General features: G+C 67.3%; 14 protein-coding genes. 8 read left to right on the top strand and 6 right to left on the bottom strand.

Annotated elements, in window-relative coordinates:
* Positions 1-3: 3 nt before the first annotated feature.
* The 5 genes from Q0L48_RS15105 to Q0L48_RS15085 are packed head-to-tail and all read left to right on the top strand — an operon-like array spanning position 4 to position 5,450.
* Positions 4-1,104 carry a glycosyltransferase family 4 protein gene (locus tag Q0L48_RS15105; RefSeq protein WP_296722389.1) on the top strand — a complete coding sequence of 367 codons (1,101 nt, stop codon included), beginning with the start codon at positions 4-6 and terminating at the stop codon, positions 1,102-1,104.
* The gene (locus tag Q0L48_RS15100) at positions 1,101-2,231 is read left to right on the top strand and encodes a glycosyltransferase (RefSeq protein ID WP_296722324.1); all 1,131 of its coding nucleotides are present in this window, start codon (positions 1,101-1,103) and stop codon (positions 2,229-2,231) included. The genes Q0L48_RS15105 and Q0L48_RS15100 overlap by 4 nt, the downstream gene beginning before the upstream one ends.
* Positions 2,228-3,319 (top strand): glycosyltransferase, encoded by a 1,092-nt coding sequence (locus Q0L48_RS15095; RefSeq protein WP_296722322.1) that lies wholly within the window; start codon positions 2,228-2,230, stop codon positions 3,317-3,319. Before Q0L48_RS15100 ends, Q0L48_RS15095 begins: the two co-directional genes overlap by 4 nt.
* Complete coding sequence (locus Q0L48_RS15090; RefSeq protein ID WP_296722320.1) at positions 3,316-4,407, top strand: glycosyltransferase; 1,092 nt, start codon at positions 3,316-3,318, stop codon at positions 4,405-4,407. Before Q0L48_RS15095 ends, Q0L48_RS15090 begins: the two co-directional genes overlap by 4 nt.
* Complete coding sequence (locus Q0L48_RS15085; protein WP_296722316.1) at positions 4,404-5,450, top strand: NAD-dependent epimerase/dehydratase family protein; 1,047 nt, start codon at positions 4,404-4,406, stop codon at positions 5,448-5,450. Before Q0L48_RS15090 ends, Q0L48_RS15085 begins: the two co-directional genes overlap by 4 nt.
* A 173-nt stretch (positions 5,451-5,623) precedes the next feature.
* Here Q0L48_RS15085 and Q0L48_RS15080 read toward each other — a convergent pair whose 3' ends face one another.
* The 6 genes from Q0L48_RS15080 to Q0L48_RS15055 are packed head-to-tail and all read right to left on the bottom strand — an operon-like array spanning position 5,624 to position 9,614.
* The gene (locus Q0L48_RS15080; protein WP_296722314.1) at positions 5,624-6,244 is read right to left on the bottom strand and encodes a riboflavin synthase; all 621 of its coding nucleotides are present in this window, start codon (positions 6,242-6,244) and stop codon (positions 5,624-5,626) included.
* A 16-nt stretch (positions 6,245-6,260) separates the two neighbouring features.
* A complete protein-coding gene (gene ribD, locus Q0L48_RS15075; protein ID WP_367274050.1) occupies positions 6,261-7,247 on the bottom strand; it encodes a bifunctional diaminohydroxyphosphoribosylaminopyrimidine deaminase/5-amino-6-(5-phosphoribosylamino)uracil reductase RibD in 987 nt (328 codons plus the stop codon).
* The gene (locus Q0L48_RS15070; protein ID WP_296722310.1) at positions 7,244-7,738 is read right to left on the bottom strand and encodes a hypothetical protein; all 495 of its coding nucleotides are present in this window, start codon (positions 7,736-7,738) and stop codon (positions 7,244-7,246) included. The genes ribD and Q0L48_RS15070 overlap by 4 nt, the downstream gene beginning before the upstream one ends.
* Before the next feature lie 45 nt (positions 7,739-7,783).
* On the bottom strand, positions 7,784-8,503 hold the full coding sequence (locus tag Q0L48_RS15065; protein WP_367274049.1) for a M48 family metallopeptidase: 720 nt from the start codon (positions 8,501-8,503) through the stop codon (positions 7,784-7,786).
* The gene (locus tag Q0L48_RS15060; protein ID WP_296722307.1) at positions 8,503-9,018 is read right to left on the bottom strand and encodes a YcgN family cysteine cluster protein; all 516 of its coding nucleotides are present in this window, start codon (positions 9,016-9,018) and stop codon (positions 8,503-8,505) included. Before Q0L48_RS15060 ends, Q0L48_RS15065 begins: the two co-directional genes overlap by 1 nt.
* The gene (locus Q0L48_RS15055; RefSeq protein WP_296722305.1) at positions 9,006-9,614 is read right to left on the bottom strand and encodes an SCO family protein; all 609 of its coding nucleotides are present in this window, start codon (positions 9,612-9,614) and stop codon (positions 9,006-9,008) included. Before Q0L48_RS15055 ends, Q0L48_RS15060 begins: the two co-directional genes overlap by 13 nt.
* 117 nt (positions 9,615-9,731) lie before the next feature.
* Here Q0L48_RS15055 and Q0L48_RS15050 point away from each other — a divergent pair, with 117 nt between their 5' ends.
* The 3 genes from Q0L48_RS15050 to ssb all read left to right on the top strand — a co-directional run bounded on the left by Q0L48_RS15050 (position 9,732) and on the right by ssb (position 11,744).
* Complete coding sequence (locus Q0L48_RS15050; RefSeq protein WP_296722303.1) at positions 9,732-10,373, top strand: ankyrin repeat domain-containing protein; 642 nt, start codon at positions 9,732-9,734, stop codon at positions 10,371-10,373.
* A 1-nt stretch (position 10,374) separates the two neighbouring features.
* The gene (locus tag Q0L48_RS15045) at positions 10,375-11,061 is read left to right on the top strand and encodes a COQ9 family protein (RefSeq protein ID WP_296722301.1); all 687 of its coding nucleotides are present in this window, start codon (positions 10,375-10,377) and stop codon (positions 11,059-11,061) included.
* 131 nt (positions 11,062-11,192) lie between these two features.
* The gene (gene ssb / locus Q0L48_RS15040) at positions 11,193-11,744 is read left to right on the top strand and encodes a single-stranded DNA-binding protein (protein ID WP_296722299.1); all 552 of its coding nucleotides are present in this window, start codon (positions 11,193-11,195) and stop codon (positions 11,742-11,744) included.
* Positions 11,745-11,775: the final 31 nt, after the last annotated feature.

Genomic DNA, 11,775 nt, shown 5'->3' with positions numbered 1-11,775 from the left:
CGCATGACCGGACGCCATGTCTTGATGACCACCGATGCCGTTGGCGGCGTGTGGCAATATTCGACCGACCTTGCCCGCGAACTGGCGCGCGGCGGCTATCAAGTCTCGCTGGCGGTGTTCGGCCCGGCTCCGGACGAAGCGCAACGTCGCTGCGCCGCCGGGATCGACGGCGTCCGGCTGCTCGAAACCGGTCTGCCGCTCGACTGGATGTGCGACGGTGCCGATGTGGTGACGCAGGCGGCGCAATCGCTTGCCCTGCTGGCTGATGCGTGCGGGGCCGACATCATCCATTGCAACTCGCCCGCCCTGGCCGGGGCCGCCGACTTCCCGGTGCCGGTCGTGGCGGTGGCGCATGGCTGCATTGCGACCTGGTGGCAGGCCGCCAAAAACGAACCGCTCGATCCGGCCTATCGCTGGCACGGCGAGATGATGCGCCGCGGGCTGCTGGCCGCCGATGTGGTGGTCGCCCCCAGCGCCAGTTTTGCCGCGACGCTCCAGTCCACCTATCGCCTGCCGCAGATGCCGCTGGTGGTGCATAATGGCCGCCCGCCCACCGCCAGCGGCATGGGAGGCAGGCGCAGCCTCGACGCGGCGCTGACCATCGGCCGGATGTGGGACCCGGTGAAGAACGGCGCGCTGCTCGATGCGGTGGCGGGCATGATCGACCTGCGGTTCCTCGCCGCAGGGCCGCTATGCAGCCCGCATGGCGAGGAGATCACTTTCGCGCATATCCAGGCGCTGGGGCAGGTGCCCGGCCCGGACTTGAACGAACTGCTGGCGCTGCACCCGATTGCGGTGTCGGCGGCGCGGTTCGAACCGTTCGGGTTGGCGGTGCTGGAGGCCGCATCGGCAGGGTGCGCGCTGGTCTTGTCCGACATCGCGACCTTCCGCGAATTGTGGGATGGCGCCGCGCGCTTCGCCGATCCGGACGATGCCGAGGGCTTCGCCGCCGCAATCACGCGGGTGCATGGCGACCCTGCACTGCGCCAACAGCTTGGCGCAGCCGCGCAGGCGCGGGCCGCGCGGTACACGCCCGCCGCGACGGCAGATGCGGTCATGGCGCTGTACCGGACGCTGCGCCCTGATCGGGAGGCGGCGGCATGAAGATCGCCTATTTCACCCATTCGCTGACCTCGTGCTGGAACCACGGCAATGCCCACTTCCTGCGCGGTGTGCTCGACGAATTGATCGCGCGCGGACACGATGCGCGCGCTTACGAACCGCAAGGCGCGTGGAGCCGTGCCAACCTGATTGCCGATCACGGTATCGCGGGACTGAAGGCGTTCGAGGAAAGCTATCCCCGGCTCGCCCCCCACATCTATCCGGAAGATGCCGATCTGGAGGCGCTGGTTGCGGATGCCGATCTCGTCATCGTGCACGAATGGAACGACCCTGATCTGGTCGCGCGGCTCGGCACCCTGCGCAAACGTGGCCCGCGCTTCCGGCTGCTGTTTCACGACACCCACCACCGCGCGGTGAGCGCGCCCGATGACATGCGCGCCTATGACCTGTCGGGCTATGACGGGGTGCTCGCCTTCGGGGAGGCGCTGGCAGAGGTCTATCGCGGCTGGGGCTGGGGCCGCGATGTCCATGTGTGGCACGAAGCCGCAGATCTGCGCCGCTTCCACCCGCCCGAGCAGGAAACCGGGCGCGACGCCGAGCGGGAGGGCCTCGTCTGGATCGGCAACTGGGGCGACGGCGAACGCTCCGATGAACTGGCGGAGTTTCTGCTGCGTCCGGCTCAGGCGGCGGGCCTGCCGCTCGATATCTACGGGGTACGCTATCCCGCAGCGGCGCTGGAGACGCTCGCCCGCCACGGCGCGCACTATCGCGGCTGGGCGCCCAACGCCCGCGCGCCGGAGATCTTCGCGCAGGCGCTCGCCACCGTCCACGTTCCGCGCCGCTTCTATGCCGAACAATTGCCCGGCATCCCCACCATCCGCGTGTTCGAGGCGCTGGCCTGCGGCATCCCGCTGGTGAGCGCGCCGTGGGACGATGCCGAAGGGCTGTTTCGCCCCGGAACCGATTACCTGATCGCCCGCAACGGCGCGCAGATGACCGCCTGCCTTGCCGATCTGGCCGCCGATCCCGCGCTGCGCGCCGAACTGGCCGCACACGGGCTGGAGACCATCCGCCAACGCCACACCTGCGCGCACCGGGTGGATGAATTGCTGGCGCTGCTGGGCCAATCCGCGCCCGTCGCTGCCGAACGAACACAGGAGACCGCATGAAAATCGCCTTTTACGGATCGAGCCTGCTTTCGTCCTACTGGAACGGGGCGGCGACCTATTATCGCGGCATCCTGCGCGCCCTCGCCGCGCGCGGGCATGACATCACCTTCTACGAACCCGACGCCTATGACCGGCAGTCGCACCGCGATATCGACCCGCCCGAATGGGCGCGCTCCGTCGTCTACCCCGCGACACCCGAAGGACTGGCGCAGGTGCTGGGCGAAGCAGGCAGGGCCGATGTGGTGGTCAAGGCCAACGGCGTCGGCGTGTATGATCGCGAACTGCTCGAAGGGGTGCTGCGCGAAGCGCGGGCCGATGCGCTGACGATCTACTGGGACGTCGATGCCGCCGCCACATTGGAGGAAATGCGCGGCGATCCCGATCATCCGGTTCGCCGCGCGCTGCCAAGCCTCGATCTGGTGTTCACCTATGGCGGCGGGCCACCGGTGGTGGAGGCGTATCGCGGCTTCGGCGCGCGCGAATGCGTGCCGGTCTACAACGCACTCGACGTGACCACGCATTTTCCGGTGCCGCCCGATCCGCGCTTTGCCTGCGACCTTGCCTTCCTCGCCAACCGGCTGCCCGATCGCGAGGCGCGGGTGGAGGAATTCTTCCTGCGGCCCGCCGGCGCATGGCCGCGCAAACGCTTCCTGATCGGCGGCAATGGCTGGGCGGACAAGCCGATGCCCGCCAATGTCGAGGCGATCGGACATGTCGGCACGGGCGCGCACAACGCCTTCAACTGCACCCCGCGCGCGGTGCTGAACGTGGCGCGCGATTCGATGGCCGCCATTGGCTATTCCCCCGCCACCCGCGTGTTCGAGGCCGCCGGAGCCGGAGCCTGCCTGATCACCGATGCGTGGGAGGGGATCGAAATGTTCCTCACCCCGGACAAGGAAGTGCTGGTCGCGCGCGACGGGCAGGACGTGGCGGAGCATCTGGCGAGCCTTACGCCCGACCGGGCGCAGGCAATCGGTGCCGCCGCGCTGGACCGTGTGCGGCGCGAACACACTTATGAACTGCGCGCCGAGGTGGTGGACAGCGTGCTGCGGCGGCTGCACGCAGCGCGGCGCGAGGTGGCGGCATGAAGCTGGTTGTCCTCGGGCTGAGCCTGTCCTCGTCATGGGGTAACGGCCATGCCACCACCTTCCGCGCGCTGTTATCCGCCTTCGCGGAACGCGGGCATGAGGTGCTGTTCCTCGAACGCGACGTGCCGTGGTACGCCGAACACCGCGACCTGCCCGATCCCGATTTCTGCCAGCTGGCCTATTACGATAGCGTCGCGGCGCTGGAAGAATGGCGCGAGGACATCGCCGGGGCCGATGCGGTGATGGTCGGCTCCTACGTGCCCGATGGTATCCCGGTGGGCGCGTTCGTGCAGGCGCACGCACGCGGCGTGACCTGCTTTTATGATATCGATACGCCCGTCACCCTCGCCCGGCTGGACAACGCCGATTGCGATTACCTGTCGCGCGATCTGATCGCGGGGTACGATATCTACTTCTCGTTCTCGGGCGGTGACACGTTGACGCGGCTGGAGCGGGAATATGGCGCCCGCAGCGCGCGGCCGCTCTATTGTTCGGTCGACACGGCGCGCTATCGCCCGCTGGAAGTGCCGGTGCGCTGGGATCTGTCCTATCTCGGCACCTATAGCCCCGATCGCCAGCCGACGCTGGAGCGGCTGCTGATCGAACCGGCGCGCCGCCGCCCCGATCTGCGCTTCGCCGTGGCCGGGCCGCAATATCCCGGCGACATCGCATGGCCCGCCAATGTCGAGCGGATCGAGCATCTGCCGCCTGCACAGCACGCCGCGTTCTACTCCGCCTCGCGCTTCACGCTCAATGTCACCCGCGCCGACATGATCGCTGCCGGATGGTCGCCATCGGTGCGATTGTTCGAAGCCGGAGCGTGCGGCACGCCGATCATTTCGGACAAGTGGCGCGGCATCGAGACGGTGCTGCAACCCGGCAGCGAGATCATCCTTGCCGATGACAGCGCCGATGTGATCGCCGCGCTCGGTCGCCCCGCACGCAAGATCGGCAAGGCCGCCCGCGCCGCTGTGCTGGCGCACCACAGCGCCGCCCGCCGCGCCGAACAATTCGAAGCCGATCTGCGCGCCGCGATCGACGACCGAACCCCCGATAAAACCGCTGCCGACAGGAGAGAGATGGCATGAAACGCGAACCGAAAGGCTGGACTTTGGTGGCCGGGGGGGCTGGATTCATCGGCTCGCACCTGTGCCGTGCGCTGCTCGAAGCGGGCGAGCGGGTGCTGTGCCTCGACAATCTCCAGACGGCGCGGGTTTCCAACCTGGCCACGCTGGAGAAGTTCGCAGGCTTCCGCTTCGTCTGGGGCGATATTTCTCATCCTTTGCCGCAGGAGATAATGCGCGAGACCCGGTCGATCCGGCGGATTTACAATCTGGCCTGCGCTGCTTCGCCCGAACTCTATCAGGCCGATCCCGAACACACGATGCTGACCAATGTGGTGGGCACCGATCGCCTGCTGCGGCTGGCGGAACAATCGGGCGCGCGGTTCCTGCTCGCCTCGACCAGCGAGGTATACGGCGATCCTGCGGTGCATCCCCAGCGCGAGGATTATCGCGGCAATGTCAGCTGCACCGGCCCGCGCGCCTGTTATGACGAGGGCAAGCGCGCTGCCGAAACGCTGGCGTTCGATTTCGCGCGCGGCGGGCGGGCGGATGTGCGGGTGGCGCGGATATTCAACACCTATGGCCCGCATATGCGCATCGACGATGGCCGGGTGGTGTCGAACTTCATCGGCCAGATCCTGTCGGGCGAGCCGCTGACGATCTATGGCGACGGCAGCCAGACGCGCAGCTTCTGCTATGTCGAAGATACGGTCGACGCGCTGATGCGGCTGATGGCGTCGGAAATGCCCGATCTGCTGGCCATAAATATCGGCAACCAGCACGAATTGTCGATCGCGCAGCTGGTGGAGACTCTATGCGGCATCGCCGATGGGCCGGTCGCGATCGTTCACCGCGCCCTGCCGACCGACGATCCGCAGCGCCGCCGCCCCGATATCACCAAGGCGCGCGAACTGCTGGGGTGGGAGCCTGCGACCGCGCTGTCGGCGGGATTGCGCAAGACCTATGACTGGTTCGCGACCGAGCACCGCGCCGGAGCCAGCGCCCCGATTCTGGCCCGCGATCCGGTAACGGCTGCAAGGGTCGCGAGACTCGCGGCGACGGGTTGATCCTTTGCGGCTTTCCTACAGGCTGCTGGCGCGGCAGCGTGGCGTCCATGCCCTGCGGTGCGCCTTTCGGTCATGTGCCCGATCACTGTCGCAGGGCGGGATTTTCGATCCTTGGACAGTGTCTCATGTGTCTCCTACTTCAGGAAACCCGCCGCGATGGTGAACGCAGCCAGCTATCCCGCAGCCAACGACTGCATCCGCTTGAGGTAGCGCGCCAGCACGTCGATCTCGAGATTCACGCGGTCGCCCACCGCCAGATCGCCCAGCGTCGTCACTTCGGCGGTGTGGGGAATGATGTTGAGCATGAAATCGCAGGTCCCATCGGCGCGGTCGCGCACGTCGTTGACGGTCAGCGACACGCCGTTGACGGTGATCGATCCCTTTTCGGCGATGAACGGCGCCATTTCGGCCCGCGCACGGATCGCAACCTTCCAGCTGCCGCCGTCCTGCCGGGCCAGCACCACTTCGCCGACCGAATCGACATGACCGGTGACGATATGCCCGCCCAATTCGTCGCCGAGACGGAGGCTGGGTTCGAGATTGAGCTTCGCGCCCGCCTCCCACATGCGCGGCATGGTCCGGCTGACGGTTTCGCCCGAGACATCGACGTCGAACCACGCATCCCCGGCGCTGCCGCCGCGTTCGACCACGGTCAGGCAGACGCCCGAACATGCGATCGATGCGCCGATGTCGATCCGCGCCGGGTCCAGCGGCGCGGCGATGCGCAGCCGCATATCGCCGCGCTGCTCGACGCTGGCGATGGTGCCGATGGCGGTGACGATGCCGGTGAACATGGTGCCTGCGTCCTTCCTAGTTTCGGGTGCGCCAATAGGCGGCGAAATCATCGCTGCCAAGCTGGCGGCGTTCGTGCAGCGCCCAGCGCCCGTGCGCGGCATCGAGGCTGGCGAGGCCAAGCGCGGCGAGGCTGCGGCGACCATCGCCGATCAGGATCGGCGCGCGGTATAGATGCAGTTCGTCGACCAGATCGGCGGCGAGGAAAGCCGCTGCCGTCTCCGCTCCGCCTTCGACATAGAGGTGCAGCACGTCGTCCAGGCCCGCGATGTCTTCGGGCGCGGCAATCGCGATGACACCCTCCGGCGAAGGGCTGCGGGTCAGCACCACGCGGCGGGGGGAGCGGGCCTCCAGTCCGGGCAGGCGGACATCCAGCCGCGGCGCGTCGGCCCGCCACGTCCCGCCGCCGACCAGAATCGCGTCGTGCTGCGCGCGCTGCGCATGGACGTGCGCGCGCGCCGCCTCTCCGGTGATCCACCGGCTGGTACCATCGGCAAGCGCGATGCAGCCATCGAGCGAGGTCGCCAGCTTCAGGGTCACCCGAGGTCTGCCGAAGCGTTGCCGGGTCAGGAACCCGGCGAGGCTGGTGGCAGAGGCGGGATCATCGAGCAGGCGTGTGGCGATCCCAGCCGCGGCCAGCCGCGCCAGCCCGGCGCCGCTGGTGCGCGGATCGGGGTCATGCTGGCCGATCACCACCCGCGCCGGACGCGCGGCGACGATCAGATCGGCGCAGGCCGGGCCGCGCGGCGATTGGTGGGCGCAGGGTTCGAGTGTGACGTACAGCGTCGCCTCGGCAAGCACTTCGGGCGCGAGCCCAGCCAGCGCCGCAGCCTCGGCATGCGGCCGCCCGCCGGGCTGGGTCCAGCCGCGTGCGATCACCCGGTCGTGATGGACCACCAATGCGGCAACGCCGGGGTTGGGGCATGACAGCGGGCGCGCGCGCAGTGCCAGCCGCGCGGCGGCGGCCATCCAGTCGTGATCGGTGGGGGAGGCGGCAGCGCCTATCGCCCAGCGCCTTGGTCAGTGCCTTCATCAGCGCCTTCGTCAGCCGGGGCAGCGGACGTGCCGACCTGCCCGAGCAGTTCCGCGCGCCGCTTGGCTGCGGCGGCCTCTTCGGCGGCGCGTTCGGCATCGGCCTTGCGCTCGATTTCGTCGACATCCATGCCCGCTGCTGCGCCCAGCGCCTTGTACAGCTCGCGCTTGCGCTCTGCGATGCGGGCCTCCTCGGCTTCACGCAGGTCCTTCACCTCCTGATTCGCGCGGTTGGAGGCGATGATCTCCGCGTCGGTCCGGCCCGGATCATAGGTGGTGATATAGGTGATGCGGGGCCGCTCGGGCTCCTTGTAAACCGTCGTTCCCATCGCCGCGTAGAGGATCACTCCGACCGGCAGGATCGACAGCGCAAGGATCGGCCAGCGATAGGGCTGCGGACGCCGGATCTCGTTCCAGAAATCGGCGATGCCGGGGGCGGGGTTGAAGCGCGACTTGGACAGCATGGCGGCAATATAGGGAGTGCTGGCGGCGAAGGCAAAGGGCTCCGCTCAGCCGAATGCGGCGTAGAGCCCGCGCCCATGCTCCTTCAGCCAGCGGTCGGCCTGCCGGATGTCTGCATCATAGATGCGCCCCAGCAGTGCGTGAAAGGCCGGGCTGTGATCGAAATGGACGAGATGCGCGACTTCGTGCGCGACCACCGACCGGCGGACGAAATCGGGCGCCTGCACCAGCCGCCAGTTGATGCGGATGCGGCTCATGTCCGAACACGATCCCCAGCGCCGCTGCGCGCGGGACAGCCCCAGCGGCACCGGATCGAGCCCGGCGGCAGCGCAATAATCGTGCATGTCGGCTTCCGACAACCGCAGGGCTTCGGCTTCGAGCCAGCGGCGGATGCGCGTTTCAAGGCCCGTTTGCGGCCCGCCGAGGCGCAGCGACTCGCCGTCCACCGCCGGGCGGCGCGGCGCGCGCGGTTCCCATGCGATGCGCAAACCCGCGCCGCGATAGCGCACCTCGCCCCCGGGCACCGGCACGGCGCGTTGCGGCAGGCGGGCGAACTGGCTTTCCAGCCAGTCGGCGCGGGCATGGGCAAAGGCAATCGCCTCGCGGCTCTCGGCCCAGGCGGGCAGCGTGATGCGCACCTCGCTGCCGTCGGGCGCAAGCCTCAGGGTCAGCCGCTTGGCATTGTGCATGCGCCGCAGCACGATCGGCACGGTGGTGTCCCCCAGCGCGATAGCCGGTTCGGGCTGGGTGCGGCGCAGCCAGTCCATCACGCGCCTTCTTCCTCGGCCTCGTGCGCATGACGATCATGACGACCGGCGCGATCGGGGCGGCCGCGGCGCGGCGGCGCGGGCCAATCGGTGATATGATGTTCGAGCGGGCCTGCATCGGTTTCGCTCACCACGCGGCCCACCACCGATACGCCCGCGCGGCGCACCGCGTCCGGATCGCCGCTGATAAGGTAGTGCCAATCGGGCAGCGGGCGATCATCGGCACGCAGACGGTAGGCGCAGGTGGAGGGCAGCCAATTGACCTGCTCGACGATGCGCAGCGTCAACCGCAGACAATCGGGGACGAAGGCCTTGCGGTTGCGATAGTCGCTGCAGCGCGCGGTGCCGGTGTCGAGCAGACGGCAGGCGACATTCGTATCGTGAATCTCGCCGGTGTCTTCATCTTCGATCTTGTGCAGGCAGCATCGCCCGCAACCGTCGCACAGCGCCTCCCACTCGGCGCGGTCGAGCGTGCCGAGCGGCAGTTCCCAGAAGCGCTCTCTCAACTCACCCACCGTGCCAGTTCCGCTGCGACCGCGTCCGCGCCCTGATCGACCGGGAGCGTGGCCAGCGGCTCGCCATCGGGGCCGAACAGATAGACGATATTGGAATGATCGACCAGATAACCGCCGCCCTCCACAGCTTCGCCTTTGGCGTAGAACACCCGGAAAGTCTTGGCAGCGGCGGCGATCTGTTCGGGGGTTCCGGTCAGCCCGATGATGTCGGGCGAAAATGCGGCGGCGAATTCGCCCACCACTTGGCGGGTGTCGCGTTCGGGGTCGATGGTGATGAAGATCGGCGTGATCTTCGCTGCGGTGTCGGGATCGCTCGCCTTCAGCACCTTCAGCCCCTGCGCCACGCGCTGCATATCGGTGGGGCAGATGTCGGGGCAGAAGGCATAGCCGAAATAGACCACGCGGTATTGCCCTGCGAAATCATCCCAGCGCACAGTCTCTCCCGCGCTGTTGGTGAGCGCGAAATCGCCGCCGATATCGGCTCCTGCCAATGGCGGTTCGGCTGCGGGCGCAGCAGCGTTACACCCGGCCAGCGTCAATGCGGCGGCGGCAAGCATCATGGTAATGCGGGGCAAAGGCTTGTTGATGCGGTTCATGGTCTGCTAACTGGGCTCTTGCGATGGCGCCGACGGGTGCGGCAAATATGACGATAGCGATATGTCGGGCCGATGTGTCGGCGACATATGGTACAGCGAATGCGAAAGGATCGAACCGTGACTGTCGAGGTTTTGCGCAAGTTAGGGTTTCGCGCGTGGATTGCCAATGCAATCCTGTCTGCGCTGGCGCTTGCGTTGTCCGTGCCTGCCGCTGCGCAGTTCCAGTCGGACGGGTACAAGTTCCTCGAAGCGGTCAAGGAACGTGACGGGGATACCGCCACCGACATGCTGAACCAGCCGGGCAGCACCATCGTCAACAGCCGCGATATCACCAGCGGCGATACCGGACTGCATGTCGTCGTGCAGCGCCGCGACGCGCTGTGGGTGCGGTTTCTGCTCCAGCGCTCGGCCGATCCCAACATCCGCAACAAGCAGGGTATCACCCCGCTGCAGATGGCGACCACATTGGGCTTTGTCGAAGGTGTCGAGGCGCTGATCAAGAGCGGGGCCGAAGTCAATGTCAGCGACCAGACCGGCGAAACGCCCCTGATCGCAGCCGTCCACCAGCGCGATACCGAACTGGTGCGTTTGCTGCTCGAAAAGGGCGCCGATCCCGATCGCAATGACAATTCGGGCCGGTCGGCGCGGCAGTATGTGGAACTGATGAACGGCAACATCCTGCTGAAGCAGGTGTTCAAGGATGCCGACGATAAGCGCGATGGCAAGGAACCAAAACGCCAGTACGGGCCTTCTTTCTGATATGACCACCCAGACCCACGATTTCGCCGACATGACGCTCGATGAGCTGCGCGTCGCGCTTGCGCCCGATATCGCTGCTTCGGCGATCTTCGATGGCTGGAATGCCACCGCATTGATGGCGGCGGCAGAAATGGCCGGATGCGACCCCGATGTCGCGCGGCTGGCCTTTCCGGGCAAGGGCGCAGGCGGACTGCCCATGGAGATGATCGCGGCGTGGATCGCATCGGTCGATCAGGCGATGGAGGCCGAATGGCCGGCCGAACGCCTCGCCACGCTCAAGATCCGCGAGCGTATCCGCACGCTGGTCGCCTTCCGGCTGGACGCGGTGGCGGACGTGGACGAGGCGGTGCGCCGCGCGCTCGCGGTAATGGCGCAGCCGCAGAACGCCGTGACCGCGCTGAAGCTCGGCTGGCATTCGGCCGACATCATGTGGCGGCTGGCAGGCGATACGGCGACCGATTACAACCACTATACCAAGCGCGCGATCCTCGCCGGTATCTACAGCGCGACGCTGGCGGTGTTCGTCAATGACGACAGCGACGGCAAGGCCGATACCCATGCCTTCCTCGAACGGCGGATCGACGGGGTGATGCGGTTCGAAAAGGCCAAGGCGCAGTTTTTGAGCAAGGACCGCGAACTGCCGAGCCTGACGCGTTTTCTGGGCCGTTTGCGCTACCCCGCACAGTGAGTGCATCCGAACTGGTGGATTAACTGCCGGGCGCTGGTGCGCCGCCCGCCAACCTTGCCTATTGTCTGACACAGATTCGCGGCGCATCTTGCGCTGACGACGCAAGTGTCTGACGCAGAAGGAACGTTTCGATGGCGGGTTCGCTCAACAAGGTCATGCTGATCGGCAATCTGGGGGCCGACCCCGAAATCCGCTCGTTTCAGAACGGCGGAAAGGTCGCCAACCTGCGCATTGCCACGTCCGAGACGTGGAAAGATCGCCAGACCGGCGAACGCAAGGAAAAGACCGAGTGGCACACGGTCGCGATCTTTTCCGAAGGTCTCGTGGGCGTGGTCGAACGCTACCTGAAGAAAGGCAGCAAGGTCTTTGTTGAAGGCAAGCTGCAGACCCGCAAGTGGCAGGATCAGAGCGGGGCCGACCGCTACAGCACCGAAATCGTCATTCAGGGTCTCGGCGGCACCCTGACGATGCTCGACGGCGCGCAAGGTGGCGGTGGCGGTGGCGGTGGCGGTATGGGCGGCGGCGGCGCTAGCGGCGGCCGCTCGGGCGGTTACGGCGCTGGCGGCGGCGATTCGCCGGGTGGTTGGGATCAGGGCGGCGGCGGCGGCGGCGGCGGCAAAAGTGGCCCCTCCGGCGGCAGCTCGGGCGGCTATGACGATCTGGACGATGATATCCCGTTCTGACCGGGTGCGTCCCGCGCGCAAAGGCCGCGCT

The organism is Erythrobacter sp., from assembly GCF_024305245.1.
In the GTDB taxonomy this organism is placed as follows: Bacteria; Pseudomonadota; Alphaproteobacteria; order Sphingomonadales; family Sphingomonadaceae; genus Erythrobacter.
Note: the sequence above shows the minus strand (reverse complement) of the source record. Positions and strands in the feature narration are given on the sequence as shown.